We start from the raw sequence: 26,867 nt of genomic DNA on the forward strand, positions 1-26,867 counted from the left end.
CCGGCTGGCTATTCCCTCCGGCCTGAAGTTTCGGCCAATCGGCCGCTCCGGGCCGGCAGGGCAGGGGCATCGTCGCGCAGCACGACGTAGATCGCCGGGATGACCAGCACGGTCAGCAGCGTCGAACTCAGCAGGCCGAACAGCAGCGAGATCGCCAGCCCCTGGAAGATGGGGTCGGTCAGGATGAAGGCGGCGCCGATCATCGCCGCCACGGCGGTCAGCAGGATCGGCTTGAAGCGGATCGCCCCGGCCTCGAGGACGGCCTCCCGCACCGGCAGCCCGCGGTCCCGAAGATGGCGGATGAAGTCCACCAGCAGGATGGAGTTGCGCACGATGATGCCCGCCAGGGCGATGAAGCCGATCATCGAGGTCGCGGTGAAGGCGGCCCCGAACAGCCAGTGTCCTGCCACGATGCCGATCAGGGTCAGCGGCACCGGCACCAAAATCACCAGCGGCAGCCTGAAGCTGCCGAACTGCGCGACCACCAGCAGGTAGATGCCGAGGATCGCCACCGCGAAGGCGGCACCCATGTCGCGGAAGGTGACGTAGGTGATCTCCCACTCGCCCTCCCACAGCAGCGCAGGCCGGCTCTGGTCGTCGGGTTGTCCATGCAGCAGGATGTCCGGCGCTGCTGTGAGCCCGGCAGCTTTCCAGTCGATCCGGTTCAGCCGCTCCTGCACCGCCAGCATGCCGTAGACCGGCGCCTCGTAGCGTCCGGCGAGATTTGCCATCACCATCTCGGCAAAGCGGCCGTTGCGGCGGAACAGCGGATATGACGCCGGTTCCCGCGCCATGGTGACGAGGTCGCCCAGCTCGACCGTGCCGCGGGCGCCGGGCACCGGCGTCGCCAGGATGCGCTCCGACAGGAACAGGCCCGACTTCGGCAGCCGCACCGATATCTCGATGGGGGTGCGTCCGGCCCCGCGATGCGAGTAGCCGACCGGCACGCCGCCGACCAGCGCCTGCAACGTGTCATAGACCGCCTGCTCCTCGACGCCGTGGAACTCCAGGCTCTCGCGGTCCAGCGCGAAGCGCAGCCGCTCGCCGGGCGCACGCACGGTGTCGTCCACATCGACGATGAAGTCCACGCTGCGGAAGGCGTCCCGGACGATGCCCGTCGTCTTGCGCCGCGTCTCCGCATCGGGACCGTAGACCTCGACCAGCAGGGTGGAGAGCACCGGCGGGCCGGGCGGCACCTCGACGGCCTTGAGCGAGGTGCCGTCGGGAACGGCCAGATTCCTCAGCCGCGCCCGGATGTCGAGCGCTATGTCGTGGCTGCTGCGGTGGCGCTCGCCCTTGGGGGCGAGGTTGACTTGCAGGTCGCCCTGCTCCGGCTGGTCGCGCAGATAGTAATGGCGCACCAGACCGTTGAAGTTGAAGGGCGAGGCGGTGCCGCCATAAGCCTGGACGCTCGCCAGTTCCGGCAGGTCGGCGATCTTCCGGGCGGCGGCCAGCAGCACGCGCCCGGTATCCTCCTGCGCCGCCCCGCGCGGCAAATCCACGACGACCTGGAGTTCGGACTTGTTGTCGAAGGGCAGCAGCTTGACTGCCACGTCCTTGGTGTAGAAAAGCGCCGTCGAGGCCAGCGTCGCCACGCCGACCACGAGCAGGAATGCCCAGGCCCGGCGCCTGCTGCGGATGACCGGGCGCGCGACTGTGAGGTATAAGCGGCCCAGCAGGCCGCCCTGCTTATCGCCATGCCCGCCGCCCTGTTCATCGCCGTGCCCAGCCGGGGCTTCGCCCGGCCGCAGCTTCACCATCAGCCAGGGCGTCAGCACCATGGCGACGAAGAAGCTGAAAACCATGGCGGCCGACGCATTCGCCGGGATCGGGCTCATGTAGGGGCCCATCAGGCCGGACACGAACATCATCGGCAGCAGTGCGGCGATCACCGTCAGGGTGGCGACGATGGTCGGGTTGCCGACCTCCGCAACCGCCTCGATGGCGGCCTGGACCTTGCTGCGGCCGTCGCGCATCGACCAGTGCCGGTCGATGTTCTCCACCACGACGATGGCGTCGTCCACCAGGATGCCGATGGAGAATATCAGCGCGAACAGGCTGACGCGGTTGATGGTGTAGCCCATCAGCCAGGACGCGAACATGGTCAGCAGGATGGTGGTCGGGATGACGATCAGCGTCACCATGCCCTCGCGCCAGCCGATCGCCAGCACGATCAGCCCGACGATGGTCACGGTGGCGAGCGCCAGGTGGAACAGCAGTTCGTTGACCTTCTCGTCCGCCGTCTCGCCGTAGTTGCGGGTGACGGTCAGCGTCAAGTCCCTGGGCAGCGGCCCGGCCTGGATGGCCTGCACGCGGTCGAGGACGCGCCCGGCGATGGTCACCGCATTGGCCCCGGCGCGCTTGGCGATGGCGATGGTGACCGCCGGCGTTTGGACGAGCCCGCCCTTGCCGTCGGGCAGCAGGTTCCAGGCCGTGCTTTCGTCCGGCCGCGAGCCCATAACGATGTCGGCCACATCCTTGACATAGACCGGGCGCCCGTCGCGGGCGGTCACCAGCAGCAGGCCGATGTCGGCGGTTCCCTGAAGCGTCTGTCCGGCCAGCGCCGGCAGGCTGCCGCCCTGGGCGCGCACCGAGCCGACCATGAAGGCGCGGTTGGCGCTCCTCACCTTGTCGACCAGCTGGTTGAGCGTGACGCCGAACAGAGCCAGCCGCTCCGGATCCGGTTCCACCCGGATCTGGTCGGGATGGCCGCCGGCGATGACGCTGCGGCCGACATCCTCCACCTGCACCAGCTGCGCCAGCAGCTCGTCCGCCACGCCATACAGCGCGGTGTCGGTCCAGCGCGACGCCGTGTCCGGCCGGGGGGCCAGCGTCAGGGTCAGGATCGCCACGTCGTCGATGCCGCGCCCGACGATCAGCGGCTCCGGAATGCCGAGCGGGATGCGGTTCAGGTTGGCCCGCACCTTCTCGTGCACGCGCAGGATCGCGTCGTCCGCCGAGGTGCCGACGAGAAACCGGGCGGTGACGACGACGCGGTCGTCCAGGGTCTGGCTGTAGGTGTGCTCGACCCCGTCGATGCCCTTGACGATCTCCTCCAGCGGCTTGGTCACCAGCTCGACCGCGTCGTCCGCCTTCAGCCCGTCGGCGCGAACCAGGATGTCCACCATCGGCACGCTGATCTGCGGCTCCTCCTCCCGCGGCAGCGAGAGCAGGGCGACCGTGCCGACCACCAGCGAGGCCAGCAGCAGAAGCGGGGTGAGGGGCGAGCGGATGAAGGTCCGCGTCAGCACCCCGGAAAGTCCGAGCGTCATCATGCACCGTCCGGGCGGACGATCACGTCGCCGGGCCTCAGGCCGGACAGCACCTCGATCCCGCCGAGCTGGTTGCCGACCCCGGGGATCGCACCGCCGACCTGCACCGGCACCTCCGTCCCGTCGGCCAGCCTTACGAAGTCAGTGCCGAAGCGGCGCAGGAGATAGCCGGGCGGAATGACGAATGCCTGCCGCGTGCCGGTGGCGACGTAGACGCGCACACGCTCGCCGACAAAGAAGTCGCCGAGCCCGCTCACCGTGGCGTCGGCCACCACCTGACCGCCGGACATCTCGGGATAGACCTGACGGACGGTGCCGCGCTTCAGGTCGAGCGGCTTCGCGTCCGGCGCGGCCTCGCCGCCGGGCGGCATCACCGGGGCGAGGCCGCGGTCGCCGACCAGCACCGGGTCGCCCTCGTGCATGAAGCGGGCATGGCGTTCGGGCAGGCGCAGGCGCAGCACGTAGGTTTCCGTCGCGATGCTGGCGACCGTCTCGCCGGGCATCACCACGGCGCCGTCGATTGCCTTGACCTGGAGGATGCGGCCGTTGGCGGGGGCGGACACCGCGCCCTCGCGCATCTGCTCCACCACCACCGCCCGCTCCGCCGTCATGGCGGCGATCTGGGCGCGGGCCACGTCCACGGCGGACTGCGCGTCGTCGAGCCGCTGCTGCGTCCCCGTTCCGCTCGCCCGCAGCTGCCGGGCGCGGTCCAGCTCCAGGCCGGCCTGATGCTGCTGCGCCTGGAGCGCCTGGATGCGCGCGTCCAGCGCCGCCAGTTGCAGCGGCAGCTTCGGGTCATGCACGGTGGCAACGACCTGACCCATGCTGACCTTGTCCCCTTCCTTCGCCGTCAGATCGGCGATGGTGCCGCCGATGCGGGTGCGCGCCAGCGTCTCGTGGACGCTTTCCACGGTGGCGAAGACGGCCTTCAGATCCTCCACCATAAGGGCGCGCACTGTGAGCCGGGCGGCACCGGCGTCGGCCTGGGCCAGCGCACCGGACAGCGGAACTGCGGCGAACAGGAGCGTCGCGGCCAGAAGGAGGCCGGCGGGTCGACGGGGCATGACGGCCACCTTGACTGGGATGGATAAAGCACCTCTTGACCATTAAATAAGAATAATCTAATTTAGTGTCAATGAATGAATTGGACCGCAGCCATGTGAGTTCGGCGGCGCGCCTGCTGAAGGCGCTGGCCAACGAACGGCGCCTCTCCATCCTCTGCCTGTTGGGGCGCGGGGAACTCTGCGTCGGCGACCTCGCGGACGCAGTCGGGCTCAGCCAGTCGGCCTTGTCGCAGCATCTGGCGAGGCTGCGTGCCGAGGGCCTCGTGCGGACCCGCCGCGACGGGCTGACGATCTTCTACAGGCTGGCCAGCGCCGAGGCGGCTGCGGTGATCGAGGTGCTGGCGGGCCTGTATTGCGATCCTGTGCCGGAGGACTCTCCGGCTTCGGGCCAATCCTTGCATCGGGAGACATCGACATGAGCATCGACCGCATCGTAATGGCCTTCGCCGGAACCCTTGTCCTGCTGAGCTTGGCTTTGTCGCATCTGCACAGCCCGCAGTGGCTGTGGCTGACCGCCTTCGTCGGCGCCAACCTGTTGCAGGCCGCCTTCACCGGCTTCTGCCCGCTGGCGGTCGTCCTCAAGCGGCTGGGCGCCAGGGCGGGCGCCGCCTTCACCTGAGCCTATGCAGCTGGGGTCATGGCCAAGACGATCCGCATAGACCCTGAGGCCGCAGTCAGCCTTCGCCTGAACCGAAGGCAGACTGCGGCAAAGCCGCATTGTGACGTTCCGCCGCATCGATCAAGCTTGTCCCAGCTACGGAGGCTAAGAGGACGGGAGGACGGAGCATGGCTCTGCTGGATCGCGACAACGCCGAAGCCGATGGCAAAGGCCCGATGGCCGGGGTGGACCGCCGGCTGCTGGTGGTGGCGCTGTCCCTGGCGCTGCTGACCCTGCTGGCGGTTCTGGACCAGTACCGGCCGACGCCGGGATCGGCGCCTCCGATGGAGTGGCAGATCCCTGGCGTGGAACTGCCGCGGACGGTGCCGATGGCAAAGGCGCCCAGCCCGCGCCCGGACGAACTGCTGGGCGCCGACTGACGGGGTTGCCGGTCAGCCGGCCGGCGGGCTTTCGCTCCCGTCGCCGAGCGGCCGTTCCATCAGAACGCCGTCCAGCCAGCGGCCGAACTTGAAGCCCACGGCGGGCAGGATGCCGACAGGACGGAAGCCGCAGGCGCTGTGCAGGCCGATGGAGCCGTGGTTGGCGCTGTCGCCGATCGCCGCGATCATCCGGCGGTAGCCCGCCGCCTCGCACATCTCGATCAGTGGGTCCATCAGCGCCCGGCCGATGCCGCGCCGGCCCATGCCGTCGGCGACATAGACGGAATTCTCCAGCGTGAAGCGGTAGGCGCTGCGGGTGCGGTACAGGCCGGCATAGGCATAGCCGACCAGCCGCCCCTCGCACTCCGCCGCCAGATAGGGCAGCCCGCGGCCCAGGATGTCGGCGCGGCGGCGGGCGATCTCGGCCTCGTCCGGCGGCACCTCCTCGAACGAGGCGGTGCCGTGCAGCACATGGCGGGCGTAAAGGGCGGTGATGGCGGGAATGTCGGCGTCGGCGGACGCCCGCACGGTGATGGCAGGCCCGGTAAGGGAAACCATGTGGATCAGCTCCGGTCAGGACGGTCGGCGGGAAGAAGGAGGGCGCAGACGGTCGCCAACCCGCCGCCGACGCCGAGAAGCGCGAAACCCCAGCCCCAGCCGGCCACGCCGGCACCACCGGCCCGGTCCAGCATCAGACCGACCGCCAGCGGCGCCGCCCCGCCGGCGCCGAAGCCCAGGATGGAGCGGACGGCGAGCGCCGCCCCCAGGCTGCCCGGCTCGACCGATTCGGTCATCGCCGTCGACAGCACGGGGGAGTTGCCCAGCGCGGAAAAGCCGTAGAGCGCCGCCACCGCCAGGACCAGGGCCAGCGGCATCCCGTCCGTCCAGCCGATGGTGAAGGAGCAGGCGGCCCCCAGCACGCCCATCGCCACCAGCACTGCCCGCCGGCCCAGCCGGTCGGATGCGCGCCCCATCAGCAGCGACGAGAGGAAGCCCGAGATATGGATGGCACCGGCGATCCACAGCCCGCGCATGCCCGCCCCGTCGCCGCCGGCGCCGGCCAGACTGGCGGTCAGGAAGGCCGGCAGCCACGCCCACATGCCCAGCAGTTCCCAGCAATGGGCGGTGTAGCCGGCGGTCAGCAGGAAGGACCGGCGGTCGGACAGGAAACGGAAGGCGCCGCGCAGCCGCCGCGCTCCCCCGCCCGCCACCAGATTGGGCCGCCCGAGCAGTCCCGGCGTGGCGAGCAGCGCCGCCAGCAGCGGCCCCAGCCCGCAGGCGATGAAGGCCGCCTCGTAGCCGAACCGTTCGGCCAGCCCGGCGGCCACCGCGATGGAGGCGAAATAGCCGAGCGACCCCGCCGCCAGCAGCCAGCCCACCGCAGCACCACGCCGGTCCGCCGGCACGCCCTGTGCCACCAGCATGATGGAGGGGGCATAGGTGCCGCCCTGCGTCAGCCCCATCAGCGCGAACAGCAGCAGTCCGCTTTCCGCCGAGCGGGCGAAGAATGCGAAGGCGATGCCGGTCAGCGCCGTCGCCCAGCTGGCCCACAGGAAGACGCGCCTGGCGCCCAGGCTGTCGGCGAACCAGGAGGATCCCACCAGCGACAGGGCGTAGCCGACGTTGAAGGCGGTCTGGATCGACCCGGCCTCTCCCGCCGACATGCCCCAGGCCTGCATCGCGGGCACGAGCGCGCCGGCATAGACCATGAAGGACAGCGAGGTGGCGAAACGGCTGGCGCAGAGCAGCACGAACCAGATCGGCCGGGGCGTTTGGGCAGGGGCGGGAGTGGCGATGGCGGCGGTCGTCATGCCCACACCGTCGCGGAGGGCCGGGGAAAAGGCAAATTTATTGATCTGATCGGAATCATAAGGAAGACTGGGGGTATGCGCGGCCTGAACCTTGACCAGCTCATCACTTTCGCGACCGTCGTCGAACATGGTGGCTTCACCGAGGCCGCCGGGCGGCTCGGCCTGACCCAGCCGGCGGTCAGCATGCAGATCCGCAATCTGGAGGAGCGTTTCGGCGTGCGGCTGGTGGAGCGGGTGGGCAAGCGCGCCCTGCCGACCGCGGCCGGCCGCGACCTGCTGCCCTTCATCCGCCGCCTGCGCGAGGAGATGGAGGCGGCATCGGCCGCCATGGGCCGCCACCGCTCCGGGCAGGTCGGGCGCGTGCGCATCGGCACCGGGGCCACCGCCTGCATCTACCGCCTGCCGCCGATCCTGACCGCCCTGCGCAGCGCCCATCCCGGGCTGGAGATCATCGTCGTCACCGGCAACACGCCGGACATCCTGGATGCGGTGGAGGGCGGAACGCTGGATCTGGCGCTGGTCACTCTGCCGGCCGGCCGCCCCGGCCTGTCCATCGAACCGGTCTGCGCCGAGGAGCTGGTCTGTGTCGGCCCCCGGGGCGACGCGCCGCTACCGGAGCGGACCATCGCCCCGGAAATCGCCCCTGCGGCGCTGGCGGACGAAACGCTGATCCTGTACGAGCGCGGCGGGACCATGCGGGCGGTGATCGACGGCTGGTTCATGGCCGGCGGCATCCAGCCGCGTCCATCGATGGAGCTGGGCAATGTGGAGGCGATCAAGAACCTCGTCGCCGCCGGGCTCGGCCGGTCGATCCTGCCGTCGGTCACGGTGGCGGGGCCGCAGGATTGCGACCGGTTCGCAGTACAAGCTCTGACGCCGCCATTGGTCCGCACCCTTGGGTTGGTGTTGCGGCGTGACAAAGTGCTCGATGCCGGCGTGCGGGCAATGGTGAAGGCAATCACCGATATGCGGTAACGACATCGTCTGCATTTTGGATATCGCAATCGTCCGGAATATTGCTTTTGGAAGGTTTACAGCCGCTTTGGGCATTGCGCACTCTCGACGAATGAGCGTTTCGTTTTTCTTTGGGCGCCTATGACCGAACAGCCGTCCGTCCCGACCGAGCCCGCCGATAACCGAACGGGAGCCGGGCCGGATTTGCCTGCCCCGCCAAAGACAGATGTGCAGGCAAGGCTGGAGGAGCTTGAGCGCGAGAACGCCCGGCTCCGGTCGGCGCTGTCCACCGCCCTGTCCACCACCCAGGACGGCCGCGACGATCTGTTGACGGTCACGGCGCTGAACGAGGATTTGCGCACCGCCTTCACTGCGCTGGAGCGCAGCCGCGCCGCCCATGCCGACAGCGAGAGGCGGCTGCGCGCGATCCTGGACAGCGCCATCGGCCACGCCATCCTGACCCTGGATCCTGCCGGCCTGATCACCAGCTGGAACCCCGGCGCCGTCAACATCCTGGGCTGGAGCGAGGAGGAGGTGCTGGGCCGGCCGGCCGACATCCTGTTTCAGCCGGAAGAGGTCGCAGCCGGCGTGCCCGACGCCTTGCGGGTCCACGCCCTCGCCGAGGGCCGCATCCGGGAGGAACGGCCTGTCCGCCACCGGGAGGGCTTCGCCGTTTGGGGCGCGCTGACCATCCTGCCGCTCCAGGGCGACGAGGAGGGATTCCTGTGGATCCTGCATGACCGGTCCGACGAGCGGCGGATGGAGGAGGCGATTGCCGACGTGCGGCGGCGCGCGACCGACATCCTCGACAGCATCGACGAGGCGCTGGTGGCGCTGGACTGCGAGTACCGCGTGATTTACCAGAACCGCCGCGCCGAACAGCTCGACCATCAGCCGCTGTCGGCGGTGCGCGGCCGCCGCCTGTGGGAGGTGTGGCCGCAACTGGCGGGATCGGACCTGGAGGCGCTGTGCCGCAGGACGATGACGGAGCGGCAGCCGACCGCCATCGAAAAGCGCTTCGACGGCGAAGACACCACCTTGTGGCTGGAGGTCCGCTTCCTGCCGACGGCGGAGGGGGTGGGCTGCTTCTTCCGCGACATCACCACGCGCAAGCGGGCGGAGGAGGAGGCCCGCGCCTCGCACGAGCGGGCGGTGAAGATCCTGGAAAGCATCAGCGACGCCTTCTATGCCGTCGATCACGACTGGCGCTTCACCTACATCAACCGCAAGGCCGAACAGGTCTGGGGCCGCTCGCGCGACACCCTGCTGGGCCGCCGCGTCTGGGAGGCCTTTCCCAAGGTGCTGGGCAGCGAAGCCTTTGAAGCGCAGAAGCAGGCGGTCTGCGAAGGCCGCGAAATGACCGTCGAGGTGCTGTCTCCCACCATGGGCAATTGGCTGGAGGCCAGCATCTATCCCAACGCCGACGGTCTCTCGGTCTATTTCCGCGACATCACCGCCCGCCGGCAGGCGCAGCAGGCGCTGTTGCAGGCGAAGGAAACGGCGGAGGCCGCCGACCTCGCCAAGGGCAAGTTCCTGGCCGCCGCCAGCCATGACCTGCGCCAGCCGTTGCAAGCGCTGCTGCTGTTCGTCGACGTGCTGAAGCCGCATGTGCAGGGCAGCCAGGGCGCCACCGCGCTGATGCATCTGGGCCGCGGGCTGGACGCGCTGAAGGAGTTGCTGGACAGCCTGCTCGACATGTCGCGGCTGGATGCCGGCGTGGTCCAGCCCAACATCGAGAATGTGCCGGTCGCCCCGCTGTTCGACCACATCGCCGCCTCCTACCGGCCGGTGGCGGCGGCCAAGGGGCTGGAACTGCACGTCCTGTCCTGCAACGCCGCCGCCCGGACCGACCGCACCCTGCTGACCCGCATGGTGCGCAATCTGGTGGAAAACGCCCTGCGCTATACCGAGAGCGGTCGGATCGACATCGAATGCCGCCGGGCCGGCGGGCGGCTGCTGATCGAGGTGCGCGACACCGGAATCGGCATCCCCTCCGACCATCTGGAAAGCATCTGGGAGGAATTCCATCAGGTCGGCAACCCGGAGCGCGACCGCAACCGCGGGCTTGGGCTTGGGCTGGCCATCGTGCGGCGGCTGTCGCTGCTGCTGAACCATCCGGTGGACGTGACCTCGAAGCCGGGGCAGGGGACCAGCTTCGTCATCGCCCTGCCGCTTGGCCGCAAGGTCGAGACGCCGGTGACCGCAGCGGAGGCGGCGACCGCCGGCCGCGGCCGCTTCGCCGTGGTGGTCGACGACGACGCCATCGTTCTGCTGGGGCTGGAGACGATCTTCCGCGACTGGGGCTATCAGGTGCTGGTTGCCGGCTCCGCCCAGAAGGCGGTGGAGGGGTTGAGCCGCATGGGCCGCCGCCCCGACCTGATCGTCGCGGATTACCGGCTGCGCGAAGGGCGCTACGGCACCGAGGCGGTCGCCCGCATCCGCGCGCTGTACGACGACCCCGGCAGCGCACCGGTCCCCGGCCTGATCCTGACCGGCGAGACCGGTCCCGAATGCGAACGCGACGCCGCCGCCCACGGGCTGGGCATCATCCACAAGCCGGTGACCCCGCGCCAGCTCAGCCACGCGTTGGGCGAATTGCTGGGCGCGCCCTGACAGGGCGGGGCGCCGCCCCCGCCTTCCTCACCCCCGCCCATCCAGGAAGGCGCTCAGCTGCTCGCCCGCCTGGATGACGTGGCGCACGACGATGTCGCAGGCGGCGTCCGCATCGCCGGCACGGCAGGCCGCCAGCAGGGCGTGATGCTCGTCCTGGGAGCGGGGATGGTAGCCCAGCGCCGAGAACTGGAAGCGCAGATAGCGGTCGGCGGCGGCGAGGTGCTGCTCCACCAGCGCCAGCAGGCGCGGCCGGCCGGCGCGGGAATAGAGCGTCATATGGAAGCGCCGGTTCAGCTCTCCCATGCGGCCGGGATCGGCCTCCGCATCCATCTCCGCGATCAGCTCCGTCGCCAAAGCAAGGTCGTCCGTCGTCAGATGCGGCAGCGACAGCCGCAGGGCCGCCGGCTCCAGCGCCGCCCGGATGGCGCCGATGTCCGTCGAATCCTCCGCCGAGATCTCCGCCACCACCGCGCCCCGGTGGGGATGGAACTCGACCAGCGCGCGGGCCTCCAGCTGGCGCAAGGCCTCGCGCACCGGCATGCGGCTGACGCCGAAGGCGGCGGCGAGATCCTCCTGGCGCAGCGGGGCGCCGGCCGGAAGAACTCCCTCAAGGATCGCCTCGCGCATCGCCGCTTCGACGAACTCGGTCGCGGTGCGGAAGCGCGGCCGGTTGCGGGCGATCAGCGCGGCCAGATCGGGAGCCTGTCTGTCTGATGGGTGGGACATAGGGGGCCTGAAAAGTGGGAAAAAGCCGCTTGCCTGGATATTGGATCCAATTTACCTGTCGGTTCCTCTCCTGTCCATCCATACGAAAGGACCGGCCATGACCGGCTCGTCGTCCGCCAAGCGGACCGCCTCCACCGCCCCAGCTCCCGGCCGTGGCCTGTCGCCCTCGGCGCTCGCCACCGGCGGTCTGGTGGCGCTGGTCGGCTATGCCAGTTCGGTCGCTGTGGTGATCCAAGGGCTGGCGGCGGTCGGGGCGGACACGGCGCAGATCACCTCCGGGCTGGTGGCAGTCGGCTTTTCCATGGGGCTGTCGGCGATCTGGCTGGCCTGGACGCAGCGCAAGCCGATCAGCGTCGCCTGGACGACGCCGGGCATGGCGCTGCTGGCGGCGACCGGCCCGGTGGCCGGCGGCTTTCCGGCGGCGGTGGGGGCCTTCCTCACGGTCGGCGGGCTGATCATGGTGGCGGGGCTGTGGCGGCCGCTCGGCCGCTGGATCGCGGCGATCCCGAAGCCGCTCGCCAACGGCATGCTGGCCGGGCTGCTGCTGAAGCTGTGTCTGGCGCCCTTCATGGCGATCGGGCAGGCGCCGGGGCTGGGACTGCTGGTGCTGGCGACCTGGGCAATCGTCGGGCGCTTCGCCCGGCTCTATGCGGTGCCGGCGGCGGTCGCGGTGGCGCTGGCGGCGATGGCGATGAACCCGCCGGTGTCGGGCGCGCTGCCGGCCGATCCCTGGCCGACCCTGTCGCTGGTCGCCCCGGCCTTCACCTGGGAGGCGCTGGTCGGGCTGGCCCTGCCGCTGTTCGTCGTCACCATGGCGTCGCAGAACATTCCGGGCCTGGCGGTGCTGGCAACCTTCGGCTACACGCCGCGGGTGCCGCCGGCCTTCCTGGCGACCGGCTTCGCCTCGGCCCTGACGGCGCCGCTGGGAGCGCCGACGGTCAATCTGGCGGCGATCACCGCGGCGATGTGCGCCGGCCCCGATGCCGACCCGAGGCCGGAGCGGCGCTGGCAGGCCGCAGTCACCGGCGGTGTCGGCTACATCGCGCTGACTGCGCTGGCGGCGGTCACCGCCACGCTGGTCACCCGCTCGCCGCCGATCCTGATCGAGGCGGTCGCCGGTCTGGCGCTGATCGGTGCCTTCGGCGGCTCGCTGCTGGCGGCGGTGCAGGCGGAGGAGGAGCGCATCCCCGCCTTGGTCACGCTGCTGGTGACCGCGTCCGGCCTGTCCTTCTTCGGGGTCGGATCGGCCTTCTGGGGACTGCTGTTCGGCGGGGCGATGCATGTGCTGCACCGGTGGCGCCCCGCCAAAGCATAAGCAACCTCAGCCCTGCTCGATCAGGTCGGCGCAGGCGTTCACCGCGGCGGCGGCGTAGGGGCGGATGCGCGGCGGGATCTGCGACGGGTTGATCCCCGGCCCGAGGATGCCGACGCCGACCGGCTTCATGAACTGGAGTTGCAGGTCGATCAGGCTGCCGATGACCGCATGGCCCATGACGTTGCCATGCTCGGTCTCGCCCCGCTCGATGATGCCAAGAGCGACCGCGCCGGCGACGTCCTCGCGCATCAGCAGGCGCTTGATCGCCAGAGGCTTTTCCATCGAACCGGGAACCCAGACCTCCGCCACGATGCCGAGGCCGCGGCTGGCGGCGACGGTGCGCGCCTCGTCCAGCATCTCTTCCACCTCTTTGCGGTGGAACCGTCCGAGCACGATGCCGATGTTACTCACCCTCTGCGTCTCCTATGGTCGCGGTGTCACGTCCGTCCAAACTGTCGCGTCGCCGCGCAAAGCGCAAGGGCCGTCGCGCGGCACCCGGAAGGGGGCGCCTGTATGGAGATTTCCTTCCGGCTTTATAAAGTTGCCTGGATAAATCGCGCCGCTTTGCGGTGATGTCCAAGCGTCCGGAAAGCAGACCGGGGGAAAACCTTATAGATAGGCCCACGCTCGTCGTGCAAGCTGTTGCCAAGTGCGACAGGCCGTCGCATGGCGCTACAATTCAGAACAAATTGGTCTCCGCCTCCTTTCTTACGACCATGTAATATTGCGGGTATGGCGCAATCGCGGGATCCGGCCGATGGACCCGTGGTGGTGCCGGCAGAGCGATCAGGCGAATCCGGAACGGCAATCATGTTGAAAGGTGCGATCGAATACGCGCCGTCGACCTTCGAGGAGCGGGGGGCCGCGGTGGCCTTCACCACGCCGCTGCTGTCCCAGACCCGCGTGCGCCGCGGCGAGCGGTCGAAGCTCGAAGTGCTGATCCCCAGCCTGTCGCAGGGCATGGGCATCTATGTCGTCGCCTGGAAATCGGTGCCGGAGATGGTGTCGATGACCATGCACGACCGCTACCTGCACGACCTCATCGTGCGGGAGGAGTCCTGCTCCCCGTACGAGATCCGCCGGGCGACGCTGAAGGCGGCGCGGCGCGGGCTCGCCGGGCCGAAGGCGGCGCAGGCCGCCCGCCGCGCGCTCGACGAGGATGAGGAGCAGGGCACCCTCACCCATTATCTGCTGATCCTGTCGATCCTGAAGGCGGTCGGGCTGGAATCGCCGGAGATGCTGAAGGCCGGCATCGACACCGACGAGGGCCAGCGCCTGACCCGGCAGCTGATGACCCGCGCGGCGGAAAGCCTGCGCATGGACGCGACGCTGCTCTATGCCCGGCTGGCCGACATCGCGGCCGTTACCGCGCCGGTGGGGCTGGCGCACTCGCCCCGGCCGGGCCGGCTGACGCGCGGGCTGAACGACCTGAAGGGCTTCCGCGACGGTATGATGGACTGGGCGCGGGACGTGCCGAGCGACGCCGCCCCGGTCGCGGAGTTCTGCGCGGAGGTGGCGCAGCACACCATCGACATCGGCGAGAAGGTGCTGGGCGATTTCCACCGCCGTATCGAGGCCATCGGGCCGCTGATGCGCGACTGGGACGACGCCTTCATCCGCGTCCGCACCCAGGCTGCCCGCATGGCCTGGCTGCTCGACGGCTGGAGCCACATCACCGGGGCGTGGGAGGTGGCGCAGGCCGAGGACCACCACCAGCAGGCCGCCACCGTCAACGATTTGTTCCGCATCCTGCCGCTGCTGCCCCGCCGGGAATCCAGCCGCGATTTCGTCGAGGATTCCAAGCAGGTCAAGATGGCCCACCGCCGCTCCGTCCGCATGCTGGAGGATTGGCGCACCGGCCAGATGGACATCGATGCCATCCGCCGGATCGAGGCGGTGAAAGCCCGCGCCCCATGACCGGACCGGCGGACGGACAGGGCGGGGGCGACCGCCTGCCGGGGCTGGAAAGCCGGCTGTTCGACATTCCCGAGGACAAGTTCATCGAGGTGGTCCGCCTGCTGGAGCGGGTGCGCGACCACCCCGACGTGCGCCAGACCTTCGCCGCCATCCGCCCGCGGCTGGTCCAGGTGCGCCCGAGCCGCCGGCCGACGCTGAAACGCGTGCTGTGCATGCCGTTCGAGGATGTGCTGGAAAGCTTCAACGGCCTCGACGTGCCGGTGGGCCGCATCGAACGGCGGGTGATCGACCCGGTGTGGCGGCTGGTGACGGAGTGCGGCGACCGCGCCCTGATCGACCAGCTCGACCGGCAGGTGCAGGAGACGGCACCCGGCAATCTCAATGCCCTGCGCAACATCGGGCGCCGGCTTTGGCCGATGGCCGCCCAGGCCGTAAGGGGCGCTGTCGGCGCTGCCGGGGAGCCGGACACCGGCCGTCAGGCGCTGTGGCGCGTTCTGCAGGGCGACGAGGAGATGCGGCGGCAGCTGCTGGACGTCGCCGCCTTCCTCGAGATCGGGCTGACGATCGAATCGCTGAAGGACACGCTGGCGCCGAAGCCGCTGGCCGTTCTGGACGACCCGCATGTGGACGCCATCGAGCAGGCGGCCCAGGCGGTGGCGCGGCAATCGGCCGGGCTGGTCTATTACCTGCTGCTGGTCGCCGCCTCGCGCATGGCGAACCCGGCCGACCTGCTGACGGTGCTGAACGATCTGGATTTCGGCAAGGCGCGGCGCGAGCAGCCGGCGATCTTCGCCCAGCTGAGCGGTCTGGTCGTCACCAATCTGGAGGAGCGCTCGGCCCGCCTCGAAAGCAGAGACGGCGGCAAAGGCGCCGGCACCGGGCCGGGTGCGGCTGCCGTCGCCATCGCCCCGGAGGAGGCCGTCGCCATTGCCGAGCGGCTGGTCGCCAGCATCGACACCACCTCCGCCGTCATGGATGTCCTGGCCGACCCGGTCTATCGCGAGCGGCTGGATGCGGTGAAGGCGACCGTGCGGAGCATGGTGGCCGGCGCCGTTCTGGACACCGCGCCCGCCGGCATCCTGACCGCCGTCCCGGCCCCCGCCGCGAATGGCCGTCCCGCCCCGGTGGACGAGGACGCCCAGGCCGCCGCCGAGGACCACGCCCGCGCGCTGCGCCGCTGCGAGGGGCTGGCCGGTGCGCTCGGCCTGCACGAGCCGCTGAAGGACGCGATGGCGTCGATGGAGAAGGGGCTGACGGCGCGGGCACAGGCCCTGCTGGCGGACTATCCCAAGGCGGCCGGCGACCCGGACGATGCCGAGACGGCGGAGATGAACCTGTTCTACGCCCTGCGCCTGCTGGAGCTGGTCGCCGGTCCCGCCAAGGCCGACCGGCTCCGCACCGCCATCATGGCCGCGACGGGAGAGTTCGCGGAGGAGTAGGGCATGCCCCGTCTCCTCACGAGGTCGCCCTCACGAGGTGGCCGGCAGGGCGTCCCGTGCCTCGCCCTCCTCGGCGTAGCGGCGGGCCAGGACGGCGCAGACCATCAGCTGGATCTGGTGGAACAGCATCACCGGCAGCAGCACCAGCCCGGCAGTGGCGGGGGCGAACAGCACGCCGGCCATCGGCACGCCGCTGACCAGCGACTTCTTCGATCCGCAGAAGACGATCACCGCCTCGTCGGCGCGGGAGAAGCCCAGGCGGCGGCTCAGCAGCGTCGTGCCGACCAGGAAGACCGCCAGGATGGCGCAGTCGATCACCACCACCATGCCCAGTGCGGCCGGCGGCACCTGATGCCACAGCCCGTTCACCACCGCCTCGCTGAAGGCGAGATAGACGACCAGCAGGATCGAGCCGCGGTCGGTGAAGCGCAGCATCGTCTTGTGCCGGGCCGCCCAGGCGCCGATCCAGCGCCGCAGAAGCTGGCCGGCGACGAAGGGCAGCAGCAACTGCGCCGCGATGGTCTGCAGCGTGTCGAGCGACAGCGCCGATCCCTGCACCTTCAGGAACAGCGCCACCAGCAGCGGCGTCATCAGGATGCCGGAGATATTGGACAGGGTGGAACTGCACACCGCCGCCGCCACGTTACCGCGCGCCATCGAGGTGAAGGCGATGGAGGACTGGACCGTGGAGGGCAGCAGGCAGAGGAACTGCACGCCGATGGCGACGGCCGGCGGCAGCAGGCTGTGCGGCAGCGTCTCCACCACCGCCCAGCCGATCAGCGGGAAGGCGGCGAAGGTCAGGCTGAAGATCAGCAGATGCAGGCGCCAGTGCGCCATGCCCGCCACCACCTCTTCCCGCGGCAGGCGGGCGCCATGCAGGAAGAACAGCAGCGCGATGGCCGCCTCCGCCAGCCAGTGCACGCCCTGGGCGAACTGCCCCTGCACCGGAAGCACGGTCGCCAGCCCGACGGTCGCCACCAGGGCCAGGGTGAAGCCGTCCATGTTGGGCCGAGGCACGCGAATCATTCGTTGGTCCCCCAAATCGATATCACTGGCCGGATATAACGCATCGGCTTCCGTTATAATCGTCTTCGCCGCTCTGGAATACAGTATCCAACATGCATGGCAGCCTTGAATCGATTGGGGAAAATCGGGCTGCCTCCTTTGGTTTCCACGATGCGGAAAGTCCGCCGCGCTCTCTTGGGCCAGCCAACCGCCTGACCCCGAACGGCTTTTCGCTGTCCTCAGTACCCCCTTGCCACCCGCTGTGCCATACGGTAACGTATGGTCAAAGAACGGATGATTTCCCAGGGGAGCGATACGTCCATGCTGTCCAACCAGTACCCCAGCCTGAATTTCGACCTCGGTGAGTCGGCCGACATGCTGCGCGATTCGGTGCGGAGCTTCGCCGCCAACGAGATCGCCCCCCGCGCCGCCGAGATCGACCGCAGCAACGAGTTCCCCAACGAGCTGTGGCGCAAGATGGGCGACCTCGGCATCCTCGGCGTGACGGTGGAGGAGGAGTATGGCGGCGCCGGCATGGGCTATCTGGAGCATGTCGTGGCGATGGAGGAGGTGTCCCGCGCCTCCGCCTCTGTGGGTCTCAGCTACGGCGCCCACTCCAACCTCTGCGTCAACCAGAATCCGCAAGAACGGCAGCGAGGACCAGAAGCGCCGCTACCTGCCGGGGCTGATCTCCGGCGAGCATATCGGCGCCTTGGCGATGTCGGAGCCGAACGCCGGGTCCGATGTGGTGTCGATGAAGCTGCGGGCCGAGAAGAAGGGCGACCGCTATGTGCTCAACGGCACCAAGATGTGGATCACCAACGGCCCCGACGCCGACACGCTGGTGATCTATGCCAAGACCGACATCAACGCCGGTCCGCGCGGCATCACCGCCTTCCTGGTGGAGAAGACCTTCAAGGGCTTCTCGGTGGCGCAGAAGCTGGACAAGCTCGGCATGCGCGGCTCCAACACCGGCGAGCTGGTGTTCGAGGATTGCGAGGTGCCGGAGGAGAACATCCTGGGCGGCGTCGGCCGCGGCGTGAACGTGCTGATGTCGGGCCTGGATTACGAGCGCGCGGTGCTGTCCGGCGGTCCGCTCGGCATCATGCAGGCCTGCATGGACGTGGTGATCCCCTATGTCCACGACCGCAAGCAGTTCGGCCAGCCCATCGGCGAGTTCCAGCTGATGCAGGGAAAGATCGCCGACATGTACACGATCATGAACGCCGCCAAGGCTTATGTGTACGCCGTCTGCAAGGCCTGCGACCGGGGCGAGACGACCCGCAAGGATGCCGCCGCCGCCATCCTGTTCTCCGCCGAAAAGGCGACCTGGATGGCACTGGAGGCCATTCAAACGCTGGGGGGCAACGGCTACATCAATGAGTATCCGACCGGCCGCCTGCTGCGCGACGCCAAGCTCTACGAGATCGGCGCCGGCACCAGCGAGATCCGCCGCATGCTGATCGGGCGCGAACTGTTTAAAGAGACCGCGTAAAGCGGTTCGGCAAGGCACAGAGAGCATCGAGGGAAAGGGACCGACCACCATGACCGACAGCATCGTCATCGCCGCCGCCGTCCGCACGCCGATGGGCGGCTTCCAGGGCGACCTCATGGGCCTGACCGGCCCGCAGCTCGGCGCCGTCGCCATCCAGGCGGCGCTGGAGCGCTCGGGCCTCGCCGTGGACGCGGTGGACGAGGTGTTCATGGGCAACGTGCTGTCGGCCGGTCTGGGCCAGGCCCCGGCGCGCCAGGCGGCGCTGGGCGCCGGGCTGCCCAAGGGCGTCGGCTGCACCACCATCTCCAAGGTCTGCGGCTCGGGCATGCGGGCGGTGATGTTCGCCCATGACGTGATCAAGGCCGGCTCGGCCAAGGTGGTGGTGGCCGGCGGCATGGAAAGCATGTCGAACGCCCCCTACCTGCTGGACCGCGCCCGCGCCGGCTACCGCATGGGCCACGGCAAGGTGCTGGACCACATGTTCTTCGACGGGCTGGAGGACGCCTACGAGAAGGGTCGCCTGATGGGCACCTTCGCCGAGGAATGCGCCAGCAGCTACAACTTCACCCGCGAGGCGCAGGACGATTTCGCCATCGAAAGCCTGAACCGCGCCCGCAAGGCGGTGGAGGACGGCTCCTTCAAGGCGGAGATCGCGCCGGTGCTGGTCAAGGGCCGGAAGGGTGACGTGCTGGTCGACACCGACGAGCAGCCGGGCAAGGGCGATCCGAAGAAGATCCCGACGCTGAAGCCGGCCTTTGCCAAGGACGGCACGGTGACGGCGGCCAATGCCTCGTCGATCTCCGACGGCGGTGCGGCGCTGATTGTCACCACCCGCAGCGAGGCCGACCGTCTCGGCCTGCGCGTGATCGCCGAGATCAAGGGCCATTCCAACCATGCCCAGCAGCCGGCGCTCTTCACCACCGCGCCGGTGGGCGCGATGCAGAAGCTGTTCGAGAAGGTCGGCTGGTCGGCCCGCGACGTCGATCTGTTCGAGATCAACGAGGCGTTCGCCGTGGTGACCATGGCGGCGATGCGCGACCTCGATCTGCCGCACGACAAGGTGAACGTCCATGGCGGCGCCTGCGCGCTCGGCCATCCCATCGGCGCCTCGGGTGCCCGCATCCTCGTGACGCTGCTGGCCGCGCTGGAGAAGTACGACCTGAAGCGCGGCGTGGCCAGCTTGTGCATCGGTGGCGGCGAGGCGACGGCCATCGCGGTGGAGCGGGTGTAAAGCACTCCCGCCCGTACCCCCTCTCCCCCGGGGAGAGGGGACCATAAAAATATGGGAGGACCAGCATGCACCTGACCGAAGAACAGACCATGGTCCGCGACATGGCCCGCGCCTTCGCGCAGGACCGGCTCGCCCCGACCGCCGCCGAGCGCGACCGCAGCGGCGCTTTCCCCAAGGCTGAACTGGCCGAGATGGGCGAACTCGGCCTGATGGGCATGCTGGTGCCGGAGGAGTTCGGCGGGGCCGCCACCGACCACGTCGCCTACGCGCTCGCCATCGAGGAGATCGCGGCCGGCGACGGAGCCGTCTCCACCATCATGAGCGTGCACAACTCGGTCGGCTGCATGCCGATCCTGAAGTTCGGCACGGACGCCCAGAAGGACCGTTTCCTCAAGCCGATGGCGCGTGGCGAAATGCTGGGCGCCTTCTGCCTGACCGAACCGCAGGCCGGATCCGACGCCTCGGCGATCAAGACCCGCGCCCGGCGCGATGGCGATCATTGGGTGCTGAACGGAACCAAGCAGTTCATCACCTCCGGCTCGCAGGCCGACGTCGCCATCGTCTTCGCGGTGACCGACCCGGCCGCCGGCAAGAAGGGCCTCAGCGCCTTCATCGTGCCGACGGACACGCCGGGCTATCAGGTGGCGCGGACCGAGGAGAAGCTGGGGCAGCACTGCTCCGACACCTGCCAGATCGTCTTCGAGGACTGCCGGGTTTCCGCCGACCTGATGCTTGGGGCCGAAGGCGCCGGCTACAGGGTGGCTCTGGCCAATCTGGAAGGCGGGCGCATCGGCATCGCGTCCCAGTCGGTCGGCATGGCGCGCGCCGCACTCGACCACGCCATCCGCTATGCCCAGGAGCGCCAGAGCATGGGCGTGCCGATCATCCAGCATCAGGCCATCGCCTTCCGCCTCGCCGACATGGCGACGCGCGTGGAGGCGGCACGCCAGATGGTGCTGCATGCGGCATCCTTGCGCGATGCCGGGGTGCCCTGCATGAAGGAGGCGGCGATGGCCAAGCTGTTCGCCTCGGAGATCGCGGAGAAGGTCTGCTCCGACGCCATCCAGATCCATGGCGGCTACGGCTACCTCAACGATTTCCCGGTGGAGCGCATCTATCGCGACGTCCGGGTCTGCCAGATCTACGAGGGCACCAGCGACATCCAGCGGCTGGTCATCAGCCGTGCCCTTGTCCAATAACCAGCCCAGCAATCAAGACCGCCAAACCGGGAGGAAGACGGCATGACCGTCCTGAAGAGCGCCCTGAACGCGCGCTCCGCCGAGTTCCAGGCCAACGCCGACGCCATGCAGGCCCTGGTCGACGATCTGCGCCGGAAGGTCGCCGCCATCCAGCAGGGTGGCGGGGCCAAGGCCCGCGACAAGCACCTCGCCCGCGGCAAACTGCTGCCGCGCGAGCGCATCCGCCAGCTGCTCGATGTCGGCTCGCCCTTCCTCGAGCTGTCGCAGTTGGCCGCCGACGGCGTCTATGCCGAGGACATCCCGTCCGCCGGCATCATCGCCGGCATCGGCAGCGTCGCCGGGCAGGAATGCATGATCGTCGCCAACGACGCGACGGTGAAGGGCGGCACCTACTACCCGCTGACGGTCAAGAAGCATTTGCGGGCGCAGGAGATCGCCCAGCAGAACAACCTGCCCTGCATCTATCTGGTCGACAGCGGCGGTGCCAACCTGCCGAACCAGGACGAGGTCTTCCCCGACCGCGACCATTTCGGCCGCATCTTCTACAACCAGGCCAACATGTCGGCCGAGGGCATCCCGCAGATCGCCGTGGTGATGGGAAGCTGCACCGCCGGCGGCGCCTATGTTCCGGCGATGTCGGACGAGGCGATCATCGTCCGCAACCAGGGCACCATCTTCCTGGGCGGCCCGCCGCTGGTGAAGGCCGCGACCGGCGAGGTGGTGTCGGCCGAGGATCTGGGCGGCGCCGACGTGCATTCGCGCACCTCGGGCGTCACCGACCATTACGCGATGAACGACGCCCACGCCCTGGCGATGGCGCGCCGCGTGGTGTCGAACCTGAACCGCGCCAAGCACATCGACCTCGACCTGCGCGAGCCGGAGGACCCCGCCTTCGACCCGCGCGAACTCTACGGCGTCATCCCCAGCGACGCCCGCAAGCCCTTCGACGTGCGCGAGGTGATCGCGCGCGTGGTTGACGGCTCGCGCTTCGACGAGTTCAAGCCGCTCTACGGCACGACGCTGGTGACCGGCTTCGCCCACATCTTCGGCTATCCGGTCGGCATCATCGCCAACAACGGCATCCTGTTCAGCGAATCCGCCCTGAAGGGCGCCCATTTCGTCGAGCTGTGCTGCCAGCGCCGCATCCCGCTGGTGTTCCTGCAGAACATCACCGGCTTCATGGTCGGCCGCAAATACGAGGCCGGCGGCATCGCCAAGGACGGCGCCAAGCTGGTCACCGCGGTCGCCTGCGCCAAGGTGCCGAAATTCACCGTCATCATCGGCGGCAGCTATGGCGCCGGCAATTACGGCATGTGCGGCCGCGCCTACAGCCCGCGCTTCATGTGGATGTGGCCGAACGCCCGCATCTCCGTCATGGGCGGCGAGCAGGCGGCCGGCGTGCTGGCCCAGGTCAAGCGCGACGCCATGGAAGCCCAGGGCAAGCCGTGGTCGGCCGAGGACGACGAGGCGCTGAAGGCGCCGATCCGCGCCCAGTTCGAGCGCGAGAGCCACGCCTATTACGCCAGCGCCCGGCTGTGGGACGACGGCATCATCGACCCGGCCGACACCCGCATGGTGCTGGGCCTCGGCCTGTCGGCCTCGCTGAACGCCCCGGTGCCGAAGACGCCCTTCGGCGTCTTCCGGATGTGAGGGGGGCGACCATGAGCGACATTCTGATCGAGGTTGCCGACACCGGCGTCGCCACCGTCACCATGAACCGCGGCGACGTGCACAACGCCTTCAACGAACAGGTCATCGCCGACCTCACATCCGCCTTCCGGAAGGTGGGCGAGGATCCGGCGGTGCGCGTCGTCCTGCTGCGCGGGGTGGGCAAGAGCTTCTCGGCCGGGGCGGACCTGTCCTGGATGAAGAAGATGGCCGGCTACTCCCGCGAGGAGAATCTGGCCGACGCCATGGGCCTCGCCACCATGCTGCGTACGCTGGACGAATGCCCGAAGCCGACGGTCGCCGTGGTGCAGGGACCGGCCTTCGGCGGCGGCGTCGGGCTGGTTTCGGCCTGCGACATCGCCATCGGCGTCGAGACCGCGACCTTCGCCCTGTCGGAGGTGCGGCTGGGCATCATCCCCGCCGCCATCAGCCCCTACGTCATCGCCGCCATCGGCGAGCGCGCCTGCCGCCGCTATTTCCTGACCGGCGAGCGCTTCAGCGCGGCGGAGGCCCACCGCATCGGCCTGCTGCATGAGCTGACCAATGCCGACGGGCTGGAGGAAGCGGTGGCGAGGACGGTGAAGACCCTGATGGACAGCGCCCCCACGGCGGTCACCGCCGCCAAGGAGCTGATCCGCGCCGTCGCCCGCCGGCCGCTGACCGACGACGTGGTGCGCGACACGGCGGAGCGCATCGCCCGCCAGCGTGCCAGCGCCGAAGGCAAGGAGGGCGTCGGCGCCTTCCTCGACAAACGCACCCCGTCCTGGCGGAGTTGATCCACATGTTCGACAAGATCCTGATCGCCAACCGCGGCGAAATCGCCTGCCGGGTCATCCGCACCGCCCGCCGCCTGGGCATCAAGACCGTCGCCGTCCATTCGGAGGCCGACGCCAAGGCGATGCATGTCCAGATGGCCGACGAGGCCGTCTGCATCGGCCCGGCCCCGGTCGGCGAAAGCTATCTGCGCGGCGACGCCATCCTCGACGTGGCGAAGCGCACCGGTGCCCAGGCCATCCATCCCGGCTACGGCTTTCTGTCGGAGAATGCCGGTTTCGCCGCGGCTTGCGCCGAGGCCGGTGTCGTCTTCATCGGCCCGCCGATCGAGGCGATCCGCGTCATGGGCTCCAAGGCGGAATCCAAGCGGCTGATGGCGAACGCCGACGTGCCGCTGGTGCCGGGCTATCACGGCACCGACCAGGACTTCGCCACCCTGTCGGCGGAGGCGGACCGCATCGGCTATCCGGTGCTGGTCAAGGCGTCGGCCGGCGGCGGCGGCAAGGGCATGCGCGTGGTGCGCGCCGCCAACGAGCTGTCCGACGCGGTGGCTGGCGCCCAGCGCGAGGCCAAGGCCGCCTTCGGCGACGACAGCCTGTTGCTGGAGAAATATCTCGGCCGGCCGCGCCATGTCGAAATCCAGGTCTTCTGCGACACCCACGGCAACGGCGTCTATCTGTTCGAGCGCGACTGCTCGGTCCAGCGCCGCCACCAGAAGGTGATCGAGGAGGCGCCGGCCCCCAACCTGCCCGACGACCTCCGCCGCCGCATGGGCGAGGCGGCGGTCGCCGCCGCCAAGGCGGTGAACTATGTCGGCGCCGGCACCGTCGAGTTCCTCTATGAGGATGGCGGCTTCTACTTCATCGAGATGAACACCCGCCTGCAGGTGGAGCATCCGGTGACGGAGAAGATCACCGGCCTCGATCTGGTCGAGTGGCAGCTGCGCGTGGCGGCCGGGGCGGAACTGCCGCTGCACCAGGAGCAGCTGACCCGCCGGGGGCATGCCTTCGAGGCGCGGCTCTATGCCGAGGATCCGCAGCGAGACTTCCTGCCTGCCATCGGCAAGCTGGTCCGCCTGCGCCCGCCGGCCGAGAGCGACCATGTCCGAGTCGACACCGGCGTCCGCGAGGGCGATTCGGTGACGATGTATTACGACCCGATGATCGCCAAGCTGATCGTCTGGGACGAGGACCGCGACAGTGCGTTGCGTCGCCTGCGCGTGGCGCTGGCCGAGTATGAGGTCGTCGGCGTCACCACCAATGTCGCCTTCCTCGGCGCCATCGCCGGCCATCCGGCCTTCAAGGCGGTGGAGATCGACACCGGCTTCATCGAGCGCCACCGCGCCGACCTGCTGCCGCCGCCGGCCCCGGTGGCCGACAAGGCGCTGGCCGCAGCGTCCCTGTCGGTGCTGCTGACGCGCCGGGAGGAAGCCCAGGCCGCCCTGCGCGCCCGGTCGGATCGGTATTCCCCCTGGCTGCTCGCCAATGGCTGGCGGCTGAACGAGGAGAACCATTACGACCTGCGCCTGATGGACGGTGACACCGTGCGCGAGGTGACGCTGCATTTCCGCAGCGACGGGTATGAGGTTGCGGTGGATGGCGGCAAGCCGATGCCGGTCACCGGCGTCAGCCTGTCGGACGGGCTGTTGACCGCGACGCTGGACGGCATGCGCACCCGCGCCACCGTGGTGCGGCAGGGCTTGGACATCACCGTTCTGATCGACGGTGCGGTGTCCCGCCTGACGCTGGACGACCCCAGCGCCCGCGCGGCGGAGCAGGAGGGCGGCTCCGGCCGCCTGACAGCACCCATGCCGGGCACCGTCGTCCGCGTGCTGGTCGAAGCCGGCCAAGCCGTCGAGGCCGGCACGCCGCTGATGCTGCTGGAAGCGATGAAGATGGAGCACACCATCAAGGCCCCGGCCGCCGGCACCGTCAGCGCGGTGAATTTCGCGGCGGGCGATCAGGTGTCGGAAGGCGTCGACCTGCTGGTTCTCGACATCGCGGAGGCCTGACCATGCAACTTCCGAAATTCGTCCGCATGGTGGAGGTCGGCCCGCGCGACGGCCTCCAGAACGAAAAGTCCATGGTGCCGACCGCGGTGAAGGTGGAACTCGTCAACCGCCTGTCCGGCGCCGGCCTCGCCGTGGTGGAGGCGGCCAGCTTCGTCTCGCCCAAATGGGTGCCGCAGATGGGCGACAGCGCCGAGGTGCTGGCCGGCATCGCGCGGAAGCCCGGCGTGCGCTATGCCGCCCTCACCCCCAACGTGAAGGGGCTGGAGGGTGCCTTGGCGGCCAAGGCTGACGAGGTGGCGGTGTTCGGCGCCGCCTCGGAAAGCTTCAGCCAGAAGAACATCAACTGCTCCATCGCCGAGAGCCTGGACCGCTTCGCTCCCGTGATGGAGCAGGCCAGGGCGGCGGGCGTGCCGGTGCGCGGCTACGTGTCCTGCGTGCTCGGTTGCCCCTATGAGGGGGAGATCGCGCCCAAGGCGGTGGCCGAGGTGGCGGAGCGCCTGTTCGCCATGGGCTGCTACGAGATCTCGCTCGGCGACACCATCGGCACCGGCACGCCGACCAAGGCTCAAGCGATGATCGCCGCGGTGGCGGAGCGGGTGCCGGTCGACAAGATCGCCGTCCATTTCCACGACACCTACGGGCAGGCGCTGGCCAACATCCTGGCGGCGCTCCAGATGGGCGTGGCGGTGGTCGACAGCTCCGTCGCGGGGCTGGGCGGCTGCCCCTATGCCAAAGGCGCCAGCGGCAACGTGGCGAGCGAGGATGTGCTCTACATGCTGGACGGCCTCGGCATCGAGACCGGGGTCGATCTGGACAAGCTGATCGCGGCCGGTGCGTTCATCAGCGACGCCATCGGCCGCCCCACCGCATCGAAGGTGGCCCGCGCTCGTGGTTGTGCGTGAGGGAACCTTCGGCAACGAAGGGCCGCGTCTCCGGCAGGGGGCGCGGCCCTTTCGTATTTAGGGGGGCCCGCAATCCGCCTGGAATGGTCATCGTTCGGTGCTATCCTCTCAAGCATGGCAGCGACGGATCCCATACTCGCCCGCTTTCGGGCCGATCTGACCCGGCTTTATGGACCAAGGCTGGCCCGTGTCGTGCTGTTCGGGTCGCGGGCGCGGGGCGACGCCCGGCCTGACTCCGACTATGACGTCGCGGTGTTTCTGTCCGACCTGACCGACCGCTGGGAGGAATCCGACCGCATCGCCGGGGTTGCCGCGGACTTGCTGGACGAGACCGGTGCGGTGATCCATGCCATGCCCTACCGTGTCGATGCCTATGCCGAGCGCTCCCCCCTGATGCATGAGATCCGCTGTGAAGGACGAGATCTGTGACGCC

The 26,867-nt window shown here is 69.3% G+C and carries 22 protein-coding genes and 1 pseudogene; 16 read left to right on the plus strand and 7 right to left on the minus strand.

Going from position 1 to position 26,867, the window contains the following annotated elements; genetic code table 11:
• Positions 1-8 precede the first annotated feature (8 nt).
• Both ACWPN8_RS23210 and ACWPN8_RS23215 read right to left on the minus strand, forming a co-directional pair.
• Positions 9-3,275, minus strand: coding sequence for an efflux RND transporter permease subunit (locus tag ACWPN8_RS23210; RefSeq protein ID WP_492242447.1), 3,267 nt, complete (start codon positions 3,273-3,275; stop codon positions 9-11).
• Complete coding sequence (locus tag ACWPN8_RS23215) at positions 3,272-4,336, minus strand: efflux RND transporter periplasmic adaptor subunit (RefSeq protein ID WP_109447503.1); 1,065 nt, start codon at positions 4,334-4,336, stop codon at positions 3,272-3,274. The genes ACWPN8_RS23210 and ACWPN8_RS23215 overlap by 4 nt, the downstream gene beginning before the upstream one ends.
• 71 nt (positions 4,337-4,407) lie before the next feature.
• Here ACWPN8_RS23215 and ACWPN8_RS23220 point away from each other — a divergent pair, with 71 nt between their 5' ends.
• The 3 genes from ACWPN8_RS23220 to ACWPN8_RS23230 all read left to right on the plus strand — a co-directional run bounded on the left by ACWPN8_RS23220 (position 4,408) and on the right by ACWPN8_RS23230 (position 5,374).
• Positions 4,408-4,755 carry an ArsR/SmtB family transcription factor gene (locus ACWPN8_RS23220; protein ID WP_109447505.1) on the plus strand — a complete coding sequence of 116 codons (348 nt, stop codon included), beginning with the start codon at positions 4,408-4,410 and terminating at the stop codon, positions 4,753-4,755.
• Positions 4,752-4,955: a YgaP family membrane protein gene (locus ACWPN8_RS23225; RefSeq protein ID WP_109447507.1), complete on the plus strand. Its 204-nt coding sequence runs from the start codon at positions 4,752-4,754 to the stop codon at positions 4,953-4,955. Before ACWPN8_RS23220 ends, ACWPN8_RS23225 begins: the two co-directional genes overlap by 4 nt.
• A gap of 167 nt (positions 4,956-5,122) precedes the next feature.
• On the plus strand, positions 5,123-5,374 hold the full coding sequence (locus ACWPN8_RS23230; protein WP_109447509.1) for a hypothetical protein: 252 nt from the start codon (positions 5,123-5,125) through the stop codon (positions 5,372-5,374).
• Positions 5,375-5,386: 12 nt separating this feature from the next.
• On the opposite strand, the gene ACWPN8_RS23235 is transcribed toward ACWPN8_RS23230, so the two are convergent.
• Together ACWPN8_RS23235 and ACWPN8_RS23240 are read right to left on the minus strand one after the other, a co-directional pair.
• Complete coding sequence (locus ACWPN8_RS23235) at positions 5,387-5,932, minus strand: GNAT family N-acetyltransferase (RefSeq protein WP_492242448.1); 546 nt, start codon at positions 5,930-5,932, stop codon at positions 5,387-5,389.
• Between the two features lie 5 nt (positions 5,933-5,937).
• Positions 5,938-7,185, minus strand: a complete 1,248-nt coding sequence (locus ACWPN8_RS23240) for an MFS transporter (protein WP_492242449.1) — start codon at positions 7,183-7,185, stop codon at positions 5,938-5,940.
• 75 nt (positions 7,186-7,260) lie between these two features.
• Between ACWPN8_RS23240 and ACWPN8_RS23245 the strand changes: the two genes are divergently transcribed.
• On the plus strand, positions 7,261-8,160 hold the full coding sequence (locus ACWPN8_RS23245) for a LysR family transcriptional regulator (RefSeq protein WP_492242450.1): 900 nt from the start codon (positions 7,261-7,263) through the stop codon (positions 8,158-8,160).
• Positions 8,161-8,343: 183 nt separating this feature from the next.
• The gene (locus tag ACWPN8_RS23250; RefSeq protein WP_492242451.1) at positions 8,344-10,752 is read left to right on the plus strand and encodes a PAS domain-containing hybrid sensor histidine kinase/response regulator; all 2,409 of its coding nucleotides are present in this window, start codon (positions 8,344-8,346) and stop codon (positions 10,750-10,752) included.
• 27 nt (positions 10,753-10,779) lie between these two features.
• Here the strand turns inward: ACWPN8_RS23250 and ACWPN8_RS23255 are convergent, their stop codons facing one another.
• Positions 10,780-11,478 carry a GntR family transcriptional regulator gene (locus tag ACWPN8_RS23255; protein ID WP_492242452.1) on the minus strand — a complete coding sequence of 233 codons (699 nt, stop codon included), beginning with the start codon at positions 11,476-11,478 and terminating at the stop codon, positions 10,780-10,782.
• Positions 11,479-11,575: 97 nt separating this feature from the next.
• Here ACWPN8_RS23255 and ACWPN8_RS23260 point away from each other — a divergent pair, with 97 nt between their 5' ends.
• Positions 11,576-12,793 (plus strand): benzoate/H(+) symporter BenE family transporter, encoded by a 1,218-nt coding sequence (locus ACWPN8_RS23260; protein WP_492242453.1) that lies wholly within the window; start codon positions 11,576-11,578, stop codon positions 12,791-12,793.
• 6 nt (positions 12,794-12,799) lie between these two features.
• Here the strand turns inward: ACWPN8_RS23260 and ACWPN8_RS23265 are convergent, their stop codons facing one another.
• Positions 12,800-13,204 carry a 6,7-dimethyl-8-ribityllumazine synthase gene (locus ACWPN8_RS23265; protein ID WP_109447523.1) on the minus strand — a complete coding sequence of 135 codons (405 nt, stop codon included), beginning with the start codon at positions 13,202-13,204 and terminating at the stop codon, positions 12,800-12,802.
• Positions 13,205-13,603: 399 nt separating this feature from the next.
• Between ACWPN8_RS23265 and ACWPN8_RS23270 the strand changes: the two genes are divergently transcribed.
• Both ACWPN8_RS23270 and ACWPN8_RS23275 read left to right on the plus strand, forming a co-directional pair.
• Complete coding sequence (locus tag ACWPN8_RS23270; RefSeq protein WP_109447525.1) at positions 13,604-14,710, plus strand: hypothetical protein; 1,107 nt, start codon at positions 13,604-13,606, stop codon at positions 14,708-14,710.
• Complete coding sequence (locus ACWPN8_RS23275) at positions 14,707-16,149, plus strand: hypothetical protein (protein ID WP_492242454.1); 1,443 nt, start codon at positions 14,707-14,709, stop codon at positions 16,147-16,149. The genes ACWPN8_RS23270 and ACWPN8_RS23275 overlap by 4 nt, the downstream gene beginning before the upstream one ends.
• Before the next feature lie 30 nt (positions 16,150-16,179).
• Here ACWPN8_RS23275 and ACWPN8_RS23280 read toward each other — a convergent pair whose 3' ends face one another.
• Positions 16,180-17,175 carry a bile acid:sodium symporter family protein gene (locus ACWPN8_RS23280; protein WP_109447529.1) on the minus strand — a complete coding sequence of 332 codons (996 nt, stop codon included), beginning with the start codon at positions 17,173-17,175 and terminating at the stop codon, positions 16,180-16,182.
• Between the two features lie 300 nt (positions 17,176-17,475).
• On the opposite strand from ACWPN8_RS23280, the pseudogene ACWPN8_RS23285 reads away from it, so the two are divergent.
• The 8 genes and pseudogenes from ACWPN8_RS23285 (at position 17,476) to ACWPN8_RS23320 (ending at position 26,863) form a co-directional block, all read left to right on the plus strand.
• Positions 17,476-18,649: pseudogene (locus ACWPN8_RS23285) on the plus strand (isovaleryl-CoA dehydrogenase).
• A gap of 49 nt (positions 18,650-18,698) precedes the next feature.
• On the plus strand, positions 18,699-19,880 hold the full coding sequence (locus ACWPN8_RS23290) for an acetyl-CoA C-acyltransferase (protein WP_492242455.1): 1,182 nt from the start codon (positions 18,699-18,701) through the stop codon (positions 19,878-19,880).
• Between the two features lie 65 nt (positions 19,881-19,945).
• Positions 19,946-21,079: an acyl-CoA dehydrogenase gene (locus ACWPN8_RS23295; RefSeq protein WP_492242456.1), complete on the plus strand. Its 1,134-nt coding sequence runs from the start codon at positions 19,946-19,948 to the stop codon at positions 21,077-21,079.
• A gap of 42 nt (positions 21,080-21,121) precedes the next feature.
• Entirely contained in the window at positions 21,122-22,729 is a 1,608-nt protein-coding gene (locus tag ACWPN8_RS23300; protein WP_377810480.1) for a carboxyl transferase domain-containing protein, read from the plus strand.
• An 11-nt stretch (positions 22,730-22,740) separates the two neighbouring features.
• Complete coding sequence (locus ACWPN8_RS23305) at positions 22,741-23,523, plus strand: enoyl-CoA hydratase/isomerase family protein (protein WP_492242457.1); 783 nt, start codon at positions 22,741-22,743, stop codon at positions 23,521-23,523.
• 5 nt (positions 23,524-23,528) lie between these two features.
• On the plus strand, positions 23,529-25,532 hold the full coding sequence (locus ACWPN8_RS23310; protein ID WP_492242458.1) for an acetyl/propionyl/methylcrotonyl-CoA carboxylase subunit alpha: 2,004 nt from the start codon (positions 23,529-23,531) through the stop codon (positions 25,530-25,532).
• Between the two features lie 2 nt (positions 25,533-25,534).
• Positions 25,535-26,434: a hydroxymethylglutaryl-CoA lyase gene (locus ACWPN8_RS23315; protein ID WP_492242459.1), complete on the plus strand. Its 900-nt coding sequence runs from the start codon at positions 25,535-25,537 to the stop codon at positions 26,432-26,434.
• A gap of 114 nt (positions 26,435-26,548) precedes the next feature.
• Positions 26,549-26,863, plus strand: coding sequence for a nucleotidyltransferase domain-containing protein (locus ACWPN8_RS23320; RefSeq protein ID WP_492242460.1), 315 nt, complete (start codon positions 26,549-26,551; stop codon positions 26,861-26,863).
• The last annotated feature ends 4 nt before the right edge of the window (positions 26,864-26,867 follow it).

Source organism: Azospirillum sp. UENF 112521 (assembly GCF_058780665.1).

What these genes read in the sequence shown, in the direction of transcription:
- ACWPN8_RS23210 (WP_492242447.1), bottom strand. Translation starts at nt 3,275, where the DNA reads ATGATGACGCTCGGACTTTCCGGGGTGCTGACGCGGACCTTCATCCGC.
- ACWPN8_RS23215 (WP_109447503.1), bottom strand. Translation starts at nt 4,336, where the DNA reads ATGCCCCGTCGACCCGCCGGCCTCCTTCTGGCCGCGACGCTCCTGTTC.
- ACWPN8_RS23220 (WP_109447505.1), top strand. Translation starts at nt 4,408, where the DNA reads ATGAATGAATTGGACCGCAGCCATGTGAGTTCGGCGGCGCGCCTGCTG.
- ACWPN8_RS23225 (WP_109447507.1), top strand. Translation starts at nt 4,752, where the DNA reads ATGAGCATCGACCGCATCGTAATGGCCTTCGCCGGAACCCTTGTCCTG.
- ACWPN8_RS23230 (WP_109447509.1), top strand. Translation starts at nt 5,123, where the DNA reads ATGGCTCTGCTGGATCGCGACAACGCCGAAGCCGATGGCAAAGGCCCG.
- ACWPN8_RS23235 (WP_492242448.1), bottom strand. Translation starts at nt 5,932, where the DNA reads ATGGTTTCCCTTACCGGGCCTGCCATCACCGTGCGGGCGTCCGCCGAC.
- ACWPN8_RS23240 (WP_492242449.1), bottom strand. Translation starts at nt 7,185, where the DNA reads ATGACGACCGCCGCCATCGCCACTCCCGCCCCTGCCCAAACGCCCCGG.
- ACWPN8_RS23245 (WP_492242450.1), top strand. Translation starts at nt 7,261, where the DNA reads ATGCGCGGCCTGAACCTTGACCAGCTCATCACTTTCGCGACCGTCGTC.
- ACWPN8_RS23255 (WP_492242452.1), bottom strand. Translation starts at nt 11,478, where the DNA reads ATGTCCCACCCATCAGACAGACAGGCTCCCGATCTGGCCGCGCTGATC.
- ACWPN8_RS23260 (WP_492242453.1), top strand. Translation starts at nt 11,576, where the DNA reads ATGACCGGCTCGTCGTCCGCCAAGCGGACCGCCTCCACCGCCCCAGCT.
- ACWPN8_RS23270 (WP_109447525.1), top strand. Translation starts at nt 13,604, where the DNA reads ATGTTGAAAGGTGCGATCGAATACGCGCCGTCGACCTTCGAGGAGCGG.
- ACWPN8_RS23275 (WP_492242454.1), top strand. Translation starts at nt 14,707, where the DNA reads ATGACCGGACCGGCGGACGGACAGGGCGGGGGCGACCGCCTGCCGGGG.
- ACWPN8_RS23280 (WP_109447529.1), bottom strand. Translation starts at nt 17,175, where the DNA reads ATGATTCGCGTGCCTCGGCCCAACATGGACGGCTTCACCCTGGCCCTG.
- ACWPN8_RS23290 (WP_492242455.1), top strand. Translation starts at nt 18,699, where the DNA reads ATGACCGACAGCATCGTCATCGCCGCCGCCGTCCGCACGCCGATGGGC.
- ACWPN8_RS23295 (WP_492242456.1), top strand. Translation starts at nt 19,946, where the DNA reads ATGCACCTGACCGAAGAACAGACCATGGTCCGCGACATGGCCCGCGCC.
- ACWPN8_RS23300 (WP_377810480.1), top strand. Translation starts at nt 21,122, where the DNA reads ATGACCGTCCTGAAGAGCGCCCTGAACGCGCGCTCCGCCGAGTTCCAG.
- ACWPN8_RS23305 (WP_492242457.1), top strand. Translation starts at nt 22,741, where the DNA reads ATGAGCGACATTCTGATCGAGGTTGCCGACACCGGCGTCGCCACCGTC.
- ACWPN8_RS23310 (WP_492242458.1), top strand. Translation starts at nt 23,529, where the DNA reads ATGTTCGACAAGATCCTGATCGCCAACCGCGGCGAAATCGCCTGCCGG.
- ACWPN8_RS23315 (WP_492242459.1), top strand. Translation starts at nt 25,535, where the DNA reads ATGCAACTTCCGAAATTCGTCCGCATGGTGGAGGTCGGCCCGCGCGAC.
- ACWPN8_RS23320 (WP_492242460.1), top strand. Translation starts at nt 26,549, where the DNA reads ATGGCAGCGACGGATCCCATACTCGCCCGCTTTCGGGCCGATCTGACC.